The 16,500-nt window shown below is 53.7% G+C and carries 16 protein-coding genes and 1 tRNA gene; 6 read left to right on the top strand and 11 right to left on the bottom strand.

Going from position 1 to position 16,500, the window contains the following annotated elements; genetic code table 11:
* Window positions 1–11: 11 nt before the first annotated feature.
* The 3 genes from ACSVHP_RS07090 to ACSVHP_RS07080 all read right to left on the bottom strand — a co-directional run bounded on the left by ACSVHP_RS07090 (window position 12) and on the right by ACSVHP_RS07080 (window position 2,615).
* Window positions 12–1,094 carry a YncE family protein gene (locus tag ACSVHP_RS07090; RefSeq protein ID WP_447551416.1) on the bottom strand — a complete coding sequence of 361 codons (1,083 nt, stop codon included), beginning with the start codon at window positions 1,092–1,094 and terminating at the stop codon, window positions 12–14.
* Window positions 1,095–1,372: 278 nt separating this feature from the next.
* The gene (locus ACSVHP_RS07085) at window positions 1,373–1,837 is read right to left on the bottom strand and encodes a hypothetical protein (RefSeq protein ID WP_447551414.1); all 465 of its coding nucleotides are present in this window, start codon (window positions 1,835–1,837) and stop codon (window positions 1,373–1,375) included.
* Window positions 1,824–2,615 (bottom strand): winged helix-turn-helix domain-containing protein, encoded by a 792-nt coding sequence (locus tag ACSVHP_RS07080; RefSeq protein ID WP_447551413.1) that lies wholly within the window; start codon window positions 2,613–2,615, stop codon window positions 1,824–1,826. The genes ACSVHP_RS07085 and ACSVHP_RS07080 overlap by 14 nt, the downstream gene beginning before the upstream one ends.
* Before the next feature lie 560 nt (window positions 2,616–3,175).
* Here ACSVHP_RS07080 and ACSVHP_RS07075 point away from each other — a divergent pair.
* The 3 genes from ACSVHP_RS07075 to ACSVHP_RS07065 all read left to right on the top strand — a co-directional run bounded on the left by ACSVHP_RS07075 (window position 3,176) and on the right by ACSVHP_RS07065 (window position 6,585).
* The gene (locus ACSVHP_RS07075) at window positions 3,176–3,616 is read left to right on the top strand and encodes a winged helix-turn-helix domain-containing protein (RefSeq protein ID WP_417314484.1); all 441 of its coding nucleotides are present in this window, start codon (window positions 3,176–3,178) and stop codon (window positions 3,614–3,616) included.
* A 138-nt stretch (window positions 3,617–3,754) separates the two neighbouring features.
* Window positions 3,755–5,692 (top strand): methyl-accepting chemotaxis protein, encoded by a 1,938-nt coding sequence (locus ACSVHP_RS07070; RefSeq protein ID WP_447551412.1) that lies wholly within the window; start codon window positions 3,755–3,757, stop codon window positions 5,690–5,692.
* Window positions 5,693–5,739: 47 nt separating this feature from the next.
* On the top strand, window positions 5,740–6,585 hold the full coding sequence (locus ACSVHP_RS07065) for an EAL domain-containing protein (protein ID WP_417314488.1): 846 nt from the start codon (window positions 5,740–5,742) through the stop codon (window positions 6,583–6,585).
* Between the two features lie 46 nt (window positions 6,586–6,631).
* Here the strand turns inward: ACSVHP_RS07065 and yahO are convergent, their stop codons facing one another.
* Together yahO and ACSVHP_RS07055 are read right to left on the bottom strand one after the other, a co-directional pair.
* The gene (gene yahO, locus ACSVHP_RS07060; RefSeq protein ID WP_447551409.1) at window positions 6,632–6,907 is read right to left on the bottom strand and encodes a DUF1471 family periplasmic protein YahO; all 276 of its coding nucleotides are present in this window, start codon (window positions 6,905–6,907) and stop codon (window positions 6,632–6,634) included.
* Between the two features lie 233 nt (window positions 6,908–7,140).
* Window positions 7,141–7,217: transfer RNA gene (locus tag ACSVHP_RS07055), tRNA-Arg, on the bottom strand.
* A gap of 268 nt (window positions 7,218–7,485) precedes the next feature.
* On the opposite strand from ACSVHP_RS07055, the gene ACSVHP_RS07050 reads away from it, so the two are divergent.
* From ACSVHP_RS07050 to fimZ, 3 genes are all read left to right on the top strand, one after another.
* Window positions 7,486–8,184, top strand: coding sequence for an EAL domain-containing protein (locus ACSVHP_RS07050; protein WP_447551407.1), 699 nt, complete (start codon window positions 7,486–7,488; stop codon window positions 8,182–8,184).
* A 24-nt stretch (window positions 8,185–8,208) separates the two neighbouring features.
* Window positions 8,209–8,925: a helix-turn-helix transcriptional regulator gene (locus ACSVHP_RS07045; RefSeq protein ID WP_447551405.1), complete on the top strand. Its 717-nt coding sequence runs from the start codon at window positions 8,209–8,211 to the stop codon at window positions 8,923–8,925.
* 811 nt (window positions 8,926–9,736) lie between these two features.
* On the top strand, window positions 9,737–10,369 hold the full coding sequence (fimZ, locus tag ACSVHP_RS07040; protein ID WP_417316271.1) for a fimbria biosynthesis transcriptional regulator FimZ: 633 nt from the start codon (window positions 9,737–9,739) through the stop codon (window positions 10,367–10,369).
* A 52-nt stretch (window positions 10,370–10,421) separates the two neighbouring features.
* Here the strand turns inward: fimZ and sfmF are convergent, their stop codons facing one another.
* The 6 genes from sfmF to fimA all read right to left on the bottom strand — a co-directional run bounded on the left by sfmF (window position 10,422) and on the right by fimA (window position 16,432).
* Window positions 10,422–10,943 carry a fimbria assembly protein gene (sfmF, locus tag ACSVHP_RS07035; RefSeq protein WP_417316273.1) on the bottom strand — a complete coding sequence of 174 codons (522 nt, stop codon included), beginning with the start codon at window positions 10,941–10,943 and terminating at the stop codon, window positions 10,422–10,424.
* A gap of 14 nt (window positions 10,944–10,957) precedes the next feature.
* Entirely contained in the window at window positions 10,958–11,965 is a 1,008-nt protein-coding gene (fimH, locus tag ACSVHP_RS07030; protein ID WP_447551403.1) for a type 1 fimbria D-mannose specific adhesin FimH, read from the bottom strand.
* A complete protein-coding gene (locus ACSVHP_RS07025; protein ID WP_447551402.1) occupies window positions 11,958–14,522 on the bottom strand; it encodes a fimbrial biogenesis usher protein in 2,565 nt (854 codons plus the stop codon). The genes fimH and ACSVHP_RS07025 overlap by 8 nt, the downstream gene beginning before the upstream one ends.
* A 14-nt stretch (window positions 14,523–14,536) precedes the next feature.
* A complete protein-coding gene (gene fimC, locus ACSVHP_RS07020) occupies window positions 14,537–15,229 on the bottom strand; it encodes a type 1 fimbria chaperone FimC (protein ID WP_447551400.1) in 693 nt (230 codons plus the stop codon).
* A gap of 43 nt (window positions 15,230–15,272) precedes the next feature.
* The gene (gene fimI, locus ACSVHP_RS07015; protein WP_447551398.1) at window positions 15,273–15,818 is read right to left on the bottom strand and encodes a type 1 fimbrial protein subunit FimI; all 546 of its coding nucleotides are present in this window, start codon (window positions 15,816–15,818) and stop codon (window positions 15,273–15,275) included.
* 65 nt (window positions 15,819–15,883) lie between these two features.
* Window positions 15,884–16,432, bottom strand: coding sequence for a type 1 fimbrial major subunit FimA (gene fimA, locus ACSVHP_RS07010; RefSeq protein WP_417316283.1), 549 nt, complete (start codon window positions 16,430–16,432; stop codon window positions 15,884–15,886).
* Window positions 16,433–16,500 lie beyond the last annotated feature (68 nt).

The raw sequence follows: 16,500 nt of genomic DNA, 5'->3' as shown, positions 1-16,500 counted from the left end.
GGCCTGAATATTTAGTGAAGTGCAATACGGACAACGCTGTCCGGCCCGTTAGTCGAATGGTCTTTGTTGAAAGCCTGCTTAACGGTGACGTACAGGGTCTGGCCGTCCGCCGACAGCAGCAGGCTGTTCGGATTCGGCGGCAGATCCCAGGATTGCTTCACGGCGTAGGTGGTCGCGTCCAGGCTCAGCAGCTTGCCGCTTTCGCGCTGGGTGATGTACAGCTCGTTGCGTTTGGCGTTGAATTTCACCGCCAGCGAATCGCCCACGTCCAGCTGTTTGATCGTTTCGCCCGTGCGGATGTTCAGCACCAGGGTGGTTTTAGCTTTGGAGTTATCGGTCACGAACAGACGCCCGGTGGCGGGATCTTCCGCCATGTTCAGCAGCAGCGCAGGCTTGTCGCCGAGCGGCTTCCAGCGTTTTTCGATTTTGTTGCTGTGCGGGTTAATCACCAGGATCTCGCCGCCGCCGTTGGCCGCGTACAGCCTGTTCGTCTGCGCAGACCACAGCAGGCCGGTCACCCACTGCCCCGCGTTTTTGATGGTTTTCTTGAGCTTCAGGCTGTCGGCATCGACCACCCAAATCACCGCCGGATCGCCCACGCCGCCGACGTACAGCAGCCCGTCGTGCAGCAGAATTTCACGCGCGCCGAACGGGAAGCCCTCTTTATTGCGCTCGGTAAACATCAGGCGCTTTTTGATTTTGCCGTCGGCGGTGCTGATGGCGCTGATACCGCCGTCAAGCGAGTTGGTGACGTACACCGTCTGGCCGTCCGGGGAAATCGTCATCGCGAAGTTTTTCAGGTCAGTATGGCTGCGACCAAGCGTTTTCAGCGTGGCGGGATCGAGCTTATAGATCACCCCACCCTGCACGTCCTTAAACCCTTCTGAACTGGCAACGTACAGCGCATCGCCCTTCTGGTTGAGCACCATCTCGTACAGACCGTCGGCCAGATCGCGTTTTATCACGGCGGTATTCTCAGGGGCCGTTACCGTGGTTTTCGCCGCAGGCGCAGGCGTAGAGGCAGTGTGCGAAGCCGCACAGCCGGAAAGCGAGACAGCAACAAGCAATGCCAGCGCAGACATTTTTTGGGTCATCAGGAACATCCTTTATCGTAGAAAGTCGGGCGGGAATTTGCGTCGTATGTCGCTATGCGATCTGTGTCATGACGGGCGCCGAGGCCAGTGCAAAGTCCACCGTATTTACTCAGTGTTCCCTGTGAGCCAGGCACTCACTGCTGCTGCGGGAGAGATCCATCGTGGCCGCAAACACTAAAGAGAATGAGAACTATACTCATTCTTCTTCTGTAAGCAAGCGTAAATAGTTCAGGGGATTAACAAAATAGCCGCAGACCAGGCGTGGTTTTCCCCCCGTGTTAGCTTTTTGAACAATAAAAAACGGGCGCGCCGCCGTAGGTGAAAATATCGCTGACCGCATTGGCCGGGGTTATTTGAACGCGAAGGCCGCGCTCGCGATGCTGGAAGAAATCGGGAATATCTTTTCTGAATTTTTGATAGCGCGTGGGCAGCGGATTGGTTTCGTCCGACACCAGGATCACCGCCCCATCTTCACGCCAGTAGTTAAAGAGAATTTTATTACTGACCGAGGTCGGCGGCTCGCCCTTTTCATTTAGCTCCCCGGCGGATTCATAAAACCCCGTACCGTGATCGAAGTTAAAGTTAAGAATAACGTCCAGCACTCTGTTTTCGTCAACAATAACGGTGTGGATCTCGCAGCTGTAATTATCCCGCTGGTAGTGGATATAGCCCGCCCCCAACAGCGGCAAAATAATTGCCGCGCCCGCCAGCGCCCCGTACAGGATGTCCTTATTCATCTTCATGATATATCTGCCTGTAATAAATAGAGTGACAGCGTGCCTGACTATCCTGCGGATCATTATCACAAATAATAACGGTGACGCCGCGCTGGGCATGGCTGAGGGTTATATAGGCGCGCTCGCCGGGCTGACACTGCAACGGATAACGGCGGGATAATGTCTGAAAGGCGCGCTGGCTTTTATCCCGATCGTACCAGGAGGAGAAAACTTCACAGCCGTTAAGCCGACCGACAGGATGATATTTCGCTAACGCAGGCGGCTCGCTTTTCCAGGTCCAGTAAAACACCCCGCAGGATATAATAAACAGCAGCCCTGCCAGAGAATAGAACAGCGGGCGTAATGGCATTTTTCTGGCGATAGCGGCGGTTTCTGCGATTTTGGAGGATGTGACGTCTGGTCGCGGCTCTTCTGCGATTTTCTGCGGTTCAGAGAAGTCGGCTAATTCGCCGGTCCGGATCCGCGCGATGCACTTAAAGCCCTCTTTGGGCAGGGTTTTAATAATGTCCTCTTCCAGCCCGGCCGTTTTGAGCGCTTTGCGGATGGAGGCAATCGTCTGATAAAGCGCGTTTGTGGTCACCACCGCGCCCTGCTTTTCCCATACGGCAGAAAAGAGATAGCGCTGAGTAAGCACTTGCTCATTGTGCTCAAGCAGTTGCAGCAGGCATTCGTTTACCGGGCCATGCAGGGTAAGGGCCCGCTGCGGATACTCTTTTCGCGGCCCCAGGCGACGATGTTCCGGCTCAAAGAGGATCGTTTCGTTAATAAGAAAAACGTTTTTCATGACATGACCATGTGCATCTTGCAGAAGAACATCGTGTTCACGCTAAGCCGATCGCGCGGGAATAAACTCTGATTCAGATTTTTATCATTATAAACCATAGAGTTAAAATTCACATCCTGCCCGGCGCTCACGTCGCCCGGCCCGTTATGAATCAGTATAAATCAAATAACATCACTCCTCCTGAAGGCGCTTCGGGTCTATTGTGGTGTCCATCAAGTATAACGCCGGGTTTCTCTTCAAGGCAGCGGGCGGCAAGTTCGTTCTTATCCTGTAAAGATAATCAAATTCGGAATTTAATGTTGAGCAACGCGCTCATAACGCAAAATCAGAATAAACAGTCAACCGGGAATTTAACGGCAGAACAAAAAGTGGGAAATTTGATTTATAACGTCAAACATATCATCAACGGATGCTAAACGAACGGTTTCATATAATGCATCGGGTTGTGGATTGGAAAGCCTGGAGGGCAGCAATATAATCCCCCACACAAAGCGTATGGATTTTCACCACCCTTATATGTCGTGGTACGGTTAAGTCACAAATTAATGCAGGTATATAAGATGGGCTATCGTCTGTATGGATTTATGATCGGTGATGAAATTCATTTTGATATTGCGAATCGCAGGCTTTACCGACTGTCGGGCAGCCACGCGGATAAGAGCATTGCGTTTGCGTCGATCTATTTTAATGAAACGATGTTAAGGCTTTTTCTTTATCTTCTGATAAATGGCAGAACGCAACCTATAACAAAAGAAGAACTGTTTGAAGAGATTTGGGAGGCGCACGATCTTAGCCCCTCAACGCAGCGCTTATGGCAAGTTCTTCATAATCTGAACGGTAAATTGAGCCAGCTGGGCCTGCCAGGGAATTTTATACAAAACATTAGAGGTCGTGGTTACATCGTGAATTATCCGGATGTAATCCCGGTTTATTATAGGATGAGTGAACTCCCGGCTCATTCTGTTAAAAAAGAGGAGAAGACAGATACCCTGAGTGAGTGATGTCAACTCAGGCATTCGCCCTGATCATGTAAGTGTGAGGGGCATTTTTTTATCTTCTTTCATCCGACTCGTTTATCTCCCTTTGATGATAGCACCAACAGCTCTATTGCCCGGTAATTTCCGGGACTGGAAAACAATATGAATATCGTAAACCGCTTTATCAATTTAAAAGTCAGTAAGAAATTATTTTTCGGCTTCGCAACAGTTCTGTTAATCACTCTCGCGATCCTGACGACCGGCCTGTTTGGATTACTTAATATTCAGGACAAAGTGGATAAGAACGGTCACACCACCGACCTGTTCAATGCCCTTTCCGCCGTGCGGCTTAACCGGACTAACTATCAGTACACGCTGGATCAAAAATATCTGGACCAGGTCAACGCGGCTATCCAGCGTATGCAGGGCTCGGTGTCTGAACTGGAAAAATTCACTTGGACGCCGGACGGAAAAGCCAGGCTCGACGCTACCGCAAACGCCATGAACAGCTACGTTGACACGCTGTCGCTTTTCACCAAAGCCCTGGGCGAAAAGAAGGTGAGTGAAGGCAAGCTGAACACGCAAAATCTGTGTGATAACGGTGATAGCGCATCCCTGCTTGGACAGGACAGCAGCCTGCCGCCGGCGATATCGCTGCTTGCCGCCCAGATGTCTTTCATTCTGAGCGACATCGATTCTCAGGTGAGCTTGTACAAACAGCACCCGACGGATGCGCTGCGTCAGGGCATTCTTAAGCGCCTGGAAGCGGGTAAAAAAGACGCCGATGAGCTGATCTCTGCCGTGCCCGACGCGCAAAAAGCCTGGCTTGAGTCTGCCGTTGTCGATATGAAGCGCGTCGGCGGCGAGCTGGACAATTACAGCAACGTCTGGAGCACGCAGAGCGCCTTGTCGGACGCCCTCACCGGAAAAGCCCTTACCCTGACGAAATCCATTCAGGATCTGTTCGCCAGCCAGCAGCAAAAAGTGTTTGATACCGTTGATAGCATTCAGACTCAGATGATTATCGTCGCGGCGATTGGGATTATCTTAGGCCTGCTGCTGGCGCTGGCGATCACCCGCTCCATCACGCGTCCGCTCAACGAAACGCTGCACGTGGCTGAAAGCATTGCACAAGGCGATTTAACCAGCACGCTGACCAGCAGCCGCAGCGACGAGCCGGGTCTGCTGATGCAGGCGGTGTCCACCATGAACGAAAATCTAAAGCGGATCATCAACGAGGTACACGACGGCGTGGACAGCGTGGCCCGCTCTTCCTCGGAAATTGCCGCCGGGAATATGGATCTCTCTGCGCGAACCGAGCAGCAGTCTGCCGCCGTGGTTGAAACCGCCGCCAGCATGGAAGAGCTGACCTCTACCGTGGCGCTGAACGCGGAAAACGCTAACCATGCGCGCCTGCTGGCAGAAGAAGCGTCGCAAAACGCCAGCCAGGGCAGCCAGATTTCGCACAAGGTTATCGACACCATGAAAAACGTGCGCAGCAGCTCGCACCGTATTTCTGAGATAACCACCGTGATTAACAGCATCGCTTTCCAGACCAATATTCTGGCGCTGAATGCCGCCGTAGAAGCGGCGCGCGCGGGGGATCAGGGTAAGGGCTTTGCCGTAGTAGCCGCCGAAGTGCGCACCCTCGCCCAGCGCAGCGCCCAGTCCGCCAAAGAGATCGAAAACCTGATCAACGAGTCGGTGGTGCACGTGGATACCGGGTTTAACCTGGTTGAAAGCGCGGGCGAGGCGATGTCCAAAATTGAGACCTCCGTGGCGCAGGTGCGCGACATCATGGGCGAAATTGCCGCCGCCACCGACGAGCAAAGCCGGGGAATTGCCCAGATTGCCCAGGCGATGGCCGAGATGGACACCACCACCCAGCAAAACGCCGCGCTGGTTGAGGAGTCTTCTGCCGCGGCCAGCTCGCTGGAAGATCAGGCCGTCCAGCTTGAAAAAGTGGTGTCTATCTTCCGCGTGTCGAAAAACCCGAGCGCGCGCGGCGAAGCGCGTCGCACCGGAGGGGGCACGGTGTCTGTGTTAAACCCGGTAAAACGCCCTTCGACTCAAGACCAGGATGACTGGGTCAAATTCTGATAACACTCGCGGTTGCCTGCCCCAGGCAACCGCAACGGAACCTCGCGATGATGACCTCAACCAAACAGTACCCTGCCCTGCTCACGGGCGTTAGCTCGCTGATGGCCCGTTTCTTTGCCCTTGCCCCGGCAAATGCGCTCGCTTCCGCTATCGCTCAGCGCCAGATAACGCCCGTCTACCAGCCGATTATCGACAGCCAGACGGGTAAAATCGCCGGGGTTGAAGTGCTCGCGCGATGGAGGCATCCGCTGTACGGTCACATCTCCCCGGACACCTTTATTCCGCTGGCCGAGAAGCAAAACCTTATCGCCCCGCTGACCCATCAGCTTATCCAGCAGGTGATTTCGGATCTGCAATACCACATTCATCTGTTTCCAAAAGGGATGTATATCTCGCTGAATCTGAGCGCCTGGAACTGCCTCGACCCGCGTTTTGAAACCGATACCGTCGAGCTGCTCCAGCGCCTTGCCGCCAGCCAGGTTCAGCTGGTTATTGAAATCACCGAGAAACATCCGCTGCATTTCACCCCGGAGCTGTGCGAGTGGTTTGCCACCCTGCGCAGAGCCAATATCGCTATCGCGCTGGATGATTTTGGAACCGGGTATTCGAACCTGTCGTGGATAGCCGCCCTGGCCCCGGAATTCATCAAAATTGATAAGCTGTTTATCAGCCAGATTATCGAGAACGGCGATACGCGACTGGTGGAGGGGCTGATTGAGCTGGCGAGAAAAATGCAGCTGACGGTGATTGCCGAAGGGGTAGAAACGCAGCATCAGGTGGACTACCTGCGGGAAAAAGCGATCGCGTTTATGCAGGGCTACTATTTTGCCAGGCCGATTCCGGCGGGTGAGCTGATCAGAATGACGGTGGCGCAGCACGGCTACGCCAGTTAGACCGCATGAGCAACGCCCCACCCCGCCGTCCGGGATGGGGCATTAATTATTTTTTCTTGTAGATGTTCGCCGTACCGTGGATTTTGTTGTTGGTATTGCCGGACGTCAGCACCAGCACATCCGCGCCCTCTTTATCCGCTTTTTCAATCAGCTCTTTTTTCGCGTCATCTACCGACACTTCACCGGAGGTGTTTACCGTCCCGATTTTGGTGTACTGAGATTCCACTTTCTCGAACTCGTTTTTCGTCAGCAGTTCAGCAGCAAAGGCATTGGTAGCAAACAGGAACGCCGTTCCCAACAAAATAGCAGTCGTCTTTTTCATAACCTTTTTCCTTGAGATTAATCAGCAACAACAAAAAACCTCACCGAAAATAGCGAGGTTTAATCAGCATGGTTGAGAAACCCAGGAATTACCATGTGGAGGAAAATACTAACGATCGTTAAGGAGAATGAGCGGGTAACGGAGCATGCGAAGCAGATTGACTCGATTTTCGGGGTTGGTGTCCCAAATATGTCCACAGAGGAAGCAGAGAGGCGTAAGTGTCTGGATCAGAATGGCACGCCCTGTAGGATTCGAACCTACGACCTACGGCTTAGAAGGCCGTTGCTCTATCCAACTGAGCTAAGGGCGCACTGAGAAGTGTGTACTTCGTGGCGGTGAAACGCGTGGAATTATACGGTCAATGGCAAGTGAGTCAATGCCTTTCGGCGTGATTGCCGCTCTTCTGTGTCGAACCCCGCTACTTAGCTGTTAATACGTCTGTTTTTTCTCCATTTTCCGCTTTTGTGCGGGGGTTGTCGTTGCGAAAAAGCCTGGCTGCAATTAAGTAACGCCTGGTGTTATCTGACATCCGCTCTCGCCACACTGTATCCTGGATTTGCAGACAACAGGACAACGGCGTGGCAGAGCCAAATCAGACCTATACCTCCCCTCGCTTACAGCATATTTCCCGCGACATTATCGGCATTAAACTTGAACCTATCGTGTCCCTCTCCTCTTCTCGCCCGGTGGGCGCAGAAGTGCTCAGCGTGCTGTCGCCCGACGCTCAAAGCGAATGTTTCTTTAGCGATCAAACGGCCGAGCAGTCGCTCAGGCTGCTGGACGCGCAGCTCGCCGCGCTTAAAAACGCCAGAAATGCCAGCAACCTTTTTATCAACCTGCCGATAACCGTATTTACAAGAGGCGACATTTTTCAGCAATTGCTGGAGCTTAACTGCCCACCGCTGAATATTGAGATCGTCGATCCGGGCTGTCTTTTTAGCCTGTCTGCCGAATTATCCGCGCGCGTTGCCCGGCGTCTGCAACAGTTAACGATGCAGGGCCATCGCATCTGGCTGGATGACGTTGATGAAGCATTGATTCATCCGTTTTTATCCTCGCAGCTGCCTTTGTGCGGCGTCAAAATCGATAAGTTCGCATTCTGGCGGCTGCGCGCTACACCCGCGCTCTCATCACTGGTCACTCTCTGCTCGACGATTGCCGATCAGGTTCTCATTGAAGGGATAGAAACAGAGCACGACCGCACATGCGCGCTTCAGGCAGGAGCAGGACTGGGTCAGGGCTATCACTGGCCCGCCTGGCACTGGCCGGAGAATTAGCCCGTCATCGCCAGGAGGGAAGCCATGCGAATGACCGTACGCCGCTACAGGCGGCGTCGAACTGGAGGTGATTCGCCGGGATTTACGCAGGCACTGTATCCTCCTCCTCTCTTCGACCGCCTTGAGTTCTTAAGCCAGTCAATACGCCAGACGCGCAAAACCGACGCCCCCTTTCTGGTTCTGGTGACCCGGGATAATTACCTTCGCGTCGGGCTGTTGCAGGGGCAATCGCTACTCAATCAATGCCTGGACTATGAAACGCTGGATGAGGCGCTTGGTGCGGCCAGCCACTGGCCCTCTGCCAGGCTGCTGGTGGATATCGACAGCCGCACCACGACGCTGATTGAGATGCTGGACGCGCTCAGACGGCAAAGCCTGTATGCGCCCTTTCTCACGCCCCATCTGCTTATCAGGGCCGATGACTATGACGCACGCCTGTTTTGCAAAGCCGCCGGCCCTTTTCACGTCATGGAGCGCCAGCTTACCGCGCAGGCGCTTCAGCATGCCCTGCTTGAGCCTCCCGCCGCCGCGCCTTCGCGCAACGAGTGGTTCTCCCGCCACGAGTGGCCCCTTCTCCAGCTGTTAGCGCAGGGAAAATCCTTACGTGAGATTGCCCTGCTGCAAAACCATCCCTACAGCCGCATTATCTATCGTCTGGGATGCATCTTAAAAAAACTGGGGCTGACTCATCGCCAGGAGCTATTCCACCTTCTCACTCACCTGACTGAATTTACCTTTTAACCTGGTCACTAACCTCTTCATTCCTAAAGACCTTTAGGAATTTACTTATACATATTGTTAATTTTATGTAAATTTTTAACAAAAATATCAAAAGTAAAACTATTCCTAATTTTCATCATTTGGCAACGCTTAATACTGGAAAAGGATTAACATGCAGTTTTTTCACCCAAGCGTTAAGGATTTATTTATTGAGTTAATGAGATGATAACGATGTAAAAACAAGCAGATCGGCAGCCATCGTGACGATCGCAAAGACTCGTGCCTGATATATCTCGCTGTTGAATAATGCTGTTTTTACCGCCCAGAAGAGCGGCCTTCAAATGAAGGTGTTACGCGAGTTGGGGGGCGAAAAGTCTGTTAACATCCAGGGCCCTGGCGTCGCTAAAAGTCCTTCCGTTATTAACAAACGATCAACATACAGGGATATCTGTTATTTTTTGTTATTACATAAAGATGATAAACGGCATTAAATGCAATAGAGGGTTATTTCAACTAATTTTGAAAAATTACTCTGTGAGATCCAGAAGATAATACATAACAATAAGCTTTCAATAATTTACAGGCTTTTCGGAGAAAACTTACACGTTATAATAAGACGCGTTCCAAATATGAATAAGAAAAGACTTTCTACCACCGTCATCGATACGGGTTAATTGTGAAATGACAACATCATCATCGTAAGAAAACAAAGGACGCTCTCGATTTTCCAGGGAAATACTACCGTATAAGGATCTCGTTAATTATCCTTCCGGCCTTCCGAGAGTTTCAGCAAACTCTGCATAACGCTTTTAACAATCTGAGGCATAAAAAAATGAAACCGGCATCCGTTATCATCATGGACGAACACCCCATAGTCAGAATGTCGATAGAAGTTCTGCTGGAGAAGAATAAAAACATCGTGGTCAAGCTCAAGTCCGGCGACAGCCATGAAGTGCTTGATTGTATTCGTAATCACCCCATCGATCTGGTGATCATGGATATCGAAATGTCCGGCATTGATGGCTTCTCTTTACTCAAGAGAATCAGGAACTTAAATAAAGACATCAAAGTACTATTTCTGTCTTCCAAGTCTGAAGCATTTTATGCCGGACGCGCTATGCGAGCCGGTGCAAATGGTTTTGTCAGCAAGAGAAAGGATTTGGGGGATATCTATAATGCGGTCGAGATGATTTTATCCGGATATTCATTCTTCCCATCCGACACATTAAGCTTTATTAATCATCTGACTAACCAGCATGGTGCCACCGGCGATATGCCATTATCGAATCGGGAATTGACCGTGCTGCGCTACCTGGCAAATGGAATGTCCAACAAGGAAATTGCACAGCAGCTATTACTTAGCAACAAAACTATTAGCGCACATAAATCGAATATCTATTCAAAATTAGGATTGCAGTCTATCGTTGAGCTAATCGATTATGCTAAAGATCATGAGCTGCTTTAATATTTAAGAATACTCCCTGTTTCGCCTTTACGTTTCAGGGAGCATTCTGAATTTAATTATAATTAATCATAAATGTTGCATCGGCGTCGGCGCGGCCTGGCTGCGGGTTATTTGCAGTGGCAATGTAGTGGGCATAAAAAGAGAGTTCCGCGTCGCCATTGGCATCGATTACCACCTCCCGGCTGGCCTGGAGCAGCGGCAGCCGCGTTTTATCCCCGTCCAGGATCTCCACCGCAACGTTGGTCGCGTTGCTCGCGTCGTTAAGCGCCAGCAGCTGAGTGTCCTGGGCGTTCGCTTTCCCGGAGAAGGTAATCGACGCGGCCCCCGGCGGGCAGCCGGTCAGCTTCAGCGTAAAGGGCATCGCCTGCGTTTTGCTGCCTGCGGTTTTGAGCTGTTTTGTGGCCCAGGTGCCTAACGGCACCGTTTTGCTGGCGTCGCTGCCCTCCGCCACGCAGGTAAAATCAACCACGTTGCCGTAAAGCTGAATGTTAATTTCCCCCAGCGGGTTAGCCGCCTGAGCGAGCGGAAGCCACAGCGCGCCCGCCGCCAGCGCGCAGGTTAAGAGTTTATGCATTCTATGCGCCTCCCTTATTGATAGTCGACGCGCAGATAGCCGCGCGAGGTAAAGCGCCCTTCCGCCGGTTTTTTGCCGGTCACGCTCACCGGCCACGCGGTAATGGCTACCTGCGCCGTGGCGTTATCATCCAGGCGGAACGGGATCACGCTGCTGATATTGTTAGGCGTCAGCGGCGTGCCGGACGAATCGGCGACAATAAACCCGACGTCCGGGTTATCTGACACCATCATATTCCCGGAGGATTTTTCCGCCTCAACGCGCATCGTCAGATAGGCTTTCGCTTCAACGTTGGTACATTTAATGCCGATGGTTTTGCTCTGCTTGTTGATCCCTTCCGGCCGATTTCCCGCCCCCGCCGCGCTAAACAGCGAGGCGCCGATATCGCCAAAATCAAACTCCACGATGCTGCCGACGTTGATCTCGCATTTTTGCGGCACGTTAATCGTCCCGCTGTAGCTGATGGTATAGACCGGCGTGGAGAGCGGATCGCCAGCGGTCGTGGTCACATAGACGCGGAACATCACCGTGCGTGGTATCACCACCATGTTGATAAACCGGCGGGTAACCTTTAAGCGGAACACCAGATTGGAATCCTCCACCGCAAACGGCTGCTGCCTCGGCACGTTCGCGTCACTCCCCATCTGGATATAGTTGGCAGGCGGATAAAACGCCCCGGCATAGCTGTCGGTGATTTTCATCGCGCCGTCAAGATATTCGTTAAGACGCAGATATTTATAACCATCAATTGTCGTGGTCACGGGAAAATCGGTGACGTAGCTACGCTTGGTGGTCGTGCCCGTTGTCCCCGCCGGGCAGGTCGCATAAACACCGATCAACTGCGATTTCTGTGCCAGCGTGACGATACTGCCAATCTGGTTGTTCGACGCGTTAAACGTGTTAGAGAGATCGTAATAGATGTCCGTTGCAACCCCGGTCGAGTTTCGGCAAACGGTCGCCAGCGCCTGGGTGGCTGGCAGAGACACCAGCAGCGCCAGGATCAGGGTACGCAGTTTACTCACAGCGGAGCTCCTTAAGTGTAATGGCCTGTTGCAGGCTCGTTTCCGGCAGGGAGTAAGGCGCGCGGCACTGGGAATTTGCCCCATTGCCCCACTGCACAAGCAGTTCGCCCACGAGCGGCAGGCCGCTCAGGTAGATCTGCCCCTCGTCCCCGACCATGCTGGTCACGCCGCTCGTGTTCTCACGCACTACCGCACCGAACGGCGCCGGCTGGTTGGCACGCAGTACGGTAAACAGGGCGCGTACGCCGACGTGTGCATCAAAGTTTGCCCGCACCAGCGCGCCTTTGGTTGGCACGACGCTGCTGACGTTATCTTCAATATCAATGCTGTTGCTCATGGTGTCGGTGTTCAGTGCAATACGGTTGTAGCGATAGACGGTGGCGTACGGCATCACGGCGTAACCGCGCCAGTCGGTTTTGACCCCGGTCTGGTTTTCGACGCTCACGCCCGACGCGCCGGGGGCTTTGATCAGCACGTTGGTGTCGCCGAGCGGCTGGCTGAAGGTTACGCCATCGGCATGACCCACGATGCCGCCAGAGAGCTGCCAGTTAAGATCGTGCTGGTTGTGGCTGTAGTTGTACCCGGCCCCGAGGGTGCCGTAGGTCGCCTGCCAGTTCGCCGTGGCGTTGCCGCTCGCACCGTTGTGGCTGGAGTGGCCCTGCATCACGCTGTAGTTCAGGTTTCGGTCTTCAAGCAGGGTTCCGCTCACCCCGGCCTGCCAGCTGCTCTCTCCTTCGCTGTTGCGGCTGACGGAGGTGGTCGCATAGGCGCGGTCGATGGCGGTTTCGCGGTGATACCCGTGACCGGTGAACAGGCTTAACGGCACGGACACGTTAAACGAGATAATTTTGTCGGTGCCGCTCATGCCGAGCGCCTGGTTCCACGACCAGGAGAGGGAGTAGCTCACGCCTTTGAATCCGCCCGCATAGCCCAGCTGATACCAGGCGCTGACGTCGCTGGTTCCCCAGTAGGACTGCTCGCTGCCGGAAAGATACATTGAGCCGTAATCCCCCAGCGACTGGGAGATGTTGACCTGCAAGCGCCCTTTTTTATTCCAGCGCAGGTTGTGATAGCTCTGCACCTCCGGCACGCCGTTTTCATCTTTGGTATCGCCGTACTGGTAGCCTTCCATCGAGCGCCAGGCCACATCGTCCAGGGTGTAGAACCCTTTGGTCGAATAGCGATAACCCAGCAGCTGGAAGTTTGTGCCGAATCCGTTGAGGGATTTTGCGTACAGGAAACGCAGGGATTGCCCTTCGTGGCGGCTGTCATCCGCGAGCTGGCTGCGCGCGTGGGTGATATCAAAGGAGACTGCCCCCCAGTCGCCCAGGTTTTTACCTAACCCGAGCGCCAGCGCGGTGTAGTCAGACGCGAGCTGCGTACCGCCATAGGCGGTGTAACCTTCCGGTAAACCGGCGATCAGCGTGCCCTGAGTAAAGTACGGCGTGTCCTGATCCTTGTTACCGCTGCGGTAATTCCCGGTGACGACGTCATATTTCAGACGTCCTTCACGCTGGAGCAGCGGCACGGTGGAGTACGGCACGCTGTAGCGCTGCTGGCTCCCGTCCTTCTCTTCAACGGTCACGTCGAGGTCACCGCTTGACGAAGTAGGGTTCAGATCGGATATGGCAAAAGCCCCGGCCTGCACGTAGCTTTGGTAGATCACGTAGCCGTTCTGGCGGATCACCACTTTTGCCGGGGTGCGCGCGATCCCGCGAACGGTAGGCGCGTAGCCCTGCATGCTGTCCGGATACATGCTGTCGGAGGAGTAGAGCCGCGCCCCGCGAAAGCCCATGCTGTCGAACACGTCGTTGCCGGTGTTGCTGTCGCCCAGCACCAGATCGCTTCGCAGCGGGATCACCGTGCGCTGCAACGAGGTGCCGATATTTTGCCAGCGGCTGGAGTGCGAGCTGTTGCCGCTGCTATAGCGCCACGCGCCGTTGTTGCGCAGCCGCCAGGCCCCGTAGTTCAGCCCGCTTTGCAGGTTCAGATAATAGCTGTCGTCCTCGCTCCCCCGGTTGCCGGTAAAGCTGTAGTTAAACAGCGCCGCCGTTATCCCCTCGTCCCACTGTTCCGGGGGAATATAGCCGCGCACGCTGTTCTGCATCGCCACCTGCGGCAGGTTGATGTTCAGGCGCAGTGAGGCGAAGTTAAAGGCGATTTCACTGCCGGGAATGGCGGTCTGAAGCGGCACGCAGCTCTGCTTGTCGGCCTCTGCCAGTTCAGGAAACGCGGTAAGGTTGACCCCGAAGCGCTCCAGCATCCCGCGCGTGATGCACGGCGACAGCCCGCCCGCGAGCGGCTGGACCTTCTCCGTCGCCGACTCAAAATTAACGTCCTGTGTGGCGAAAAAGTCGTCGTTAAGCCAGATGTCGACGCGATACACGCCGGGCGCCTGGTGGTGGCCTTTCTCAAAGCGCGACAGATCCGCGACGTTTGCCGTTTCGTCAGACAAAAAGGCAGGGTTGAAGTAGCTCTCGCCCCGGCCAGTCTGCGGCATGAACGAGGCCATTACAGCCAGTGCAACCGGGCAGTAGCGCCATCCCTGAAGATTCATAATTCAGCCTCTGCTTATAGGCTGACGCTGCGCGTCGGTGTAATCGCACCATAATCATTGACGCTCTGCCACAACAGCGTGCCGCCCGCCCCTGCCGGGAGCGCCTGCTGGGTGGAGTTTTTTGGCGCAACCATCAGGTTGCTGAGCTTCTTGCCGCCCATTTGCAGATTGACCAGCGTGATGTAATACGGCGAGGCGTTGCTCACCTTCAGGTGGTTCCCCACGCGTTCAAAGTGCAGGTTCGACAGCGCATCTTCCGGCTCCATCGCCAGATTTTTCGGGCGTACAAACAGCTTGATGCGGGAAAGAATCGCCAGCTGAAGGACATTTTTACCCTCAAGATTGGCCTTATCCACCGACGGGATGGCTTTTACGTTCATGTAAAAGAGCGATTCACGATCCGCAGGCAGCTGTGGACCGGTATAAATAATGCGCAGGGTATTTTCACTTTTTGGCTCGCTGACGAAGAGCGGCGGCGTGACCAGAAAGCTTTTATCTTTCTGCTCGCGGTCGTTTTCGATCCACGCGTTAATTAAATAACGCTCTTCCTTGCTGCTGTTAGTTACGGCAAGCGACGTCTGTTTTGCATCCGCGTCGTAAATAACGCGCGTCGCCCCCAGCGCAATACCGCCGGATGCCTGAGCCGTTGTCGAAAATGCTATCAAAATAAAGGAGAGAAACAGTCCTGGTTTAATTAAAGTCGTCATTCCAACTCGTCCTTTTATTATTTATTCTCAGGTGAATTCGCTGTTATGGATAAATCAACGCAAACCAAACGTCGGTCTGGATATTTCCCGGAACCAGATGTTCGGAAACGGCCCGATAGCGGGCGCTAAAGTGAAACGCCAGATCGCTGGTGGTGATGGGCAGCCCATAATTCGCCGGCACGTTGGGGATAATCAGCTGCTGCTGCGGGTCAAAAATCGCCAGCCCTACGCCGCTGCTTGACGGGTTTTCACCGGGTCCGGAGGTCGCCAGAAACACCTGAGGATCTTCAGCTGGCGTTATGCCCTGAAACATCACTCCTACCGTTTGCGACACGTCGGCACTGCAATCCACCAGCCTTAGCGTGAAAGGCACGTTGACCGTAGAAAAGCTGCCCACGCCCGTAAAGGCATTGGTGCGGTACTGCCCCATATCCACACGCAGATTTTGGCTTTCCGGCGCAACGGCGCAGGCACCATTGACCAGCTCGCCTTTCATATGCACTTTCCCGCCGTCAACCACGACCCGGTGCGCCATTGCCGGGGTGGCAGCCACCAGACAAAGCAAAATAAACCACCTGACAAAGGTCATCCGTAGCCCTCGTTCGCACGTAGATGGTCTCATCCGTGAGACCCGGTCCGTCCCTGAAAGCGGTTTTATTCGTATTTCATTACGAAGGTGGCGTCAGCGTTCGCCTGGCCAGGCTCGGTCGTTGCAGCGGTCGCTTTATAGCGTGCAGCAAAGTTCAGGGTGTTAGTCCCTTCGATCAGAGTCTGTGCAGCAGAGAAGGTTGAACCATCCGGGGTCAGCGTTGCGGAAGTGGTGTCGAGGATTTCGATACCCACGCCGGTTGCGCTGTTGGCGTTAGAGCCAGAAGAGATAGCCAGCAGCGTTTTGTCGGTAGCGTCAGTCTGACCGGTGAACGCAACGGCAGCGGTAGACGCTACGGCAGGATCGCAGTCGTTCAGTTCGATAGTGAACGGCACATTCGTAGAGGTATCACCCACTTTCGTGAAGTGTGCAGTACGATATTGTCCCAGGTTTACCGTCTGATCGGCTGATTTAGTATTTACCGAACACGCGGCATTCACTAATTCGCCTTTAAAATGGACTGTGCCACCGTTTACAGTTGTGGTTGCTGCATTCGCTGCACTTGCCATAGCCAGCGTCGCAAAAACGGCACAAGCAATATTGCTGATTTTCATAACTATTCCTTTAATATTAGAAATGTCCTTCCCGGTATATTCCGGAAATAGAAATATCTCTGCCTGAT

This window comes from Enterobacter sp. 186315 (assembly GCF_053290175.1).
The sequence above is the reverse complement of the archived record's forward strand: the minus strand, read 5'-3'. Positions and strand labels throughout refer to the sequence as shown.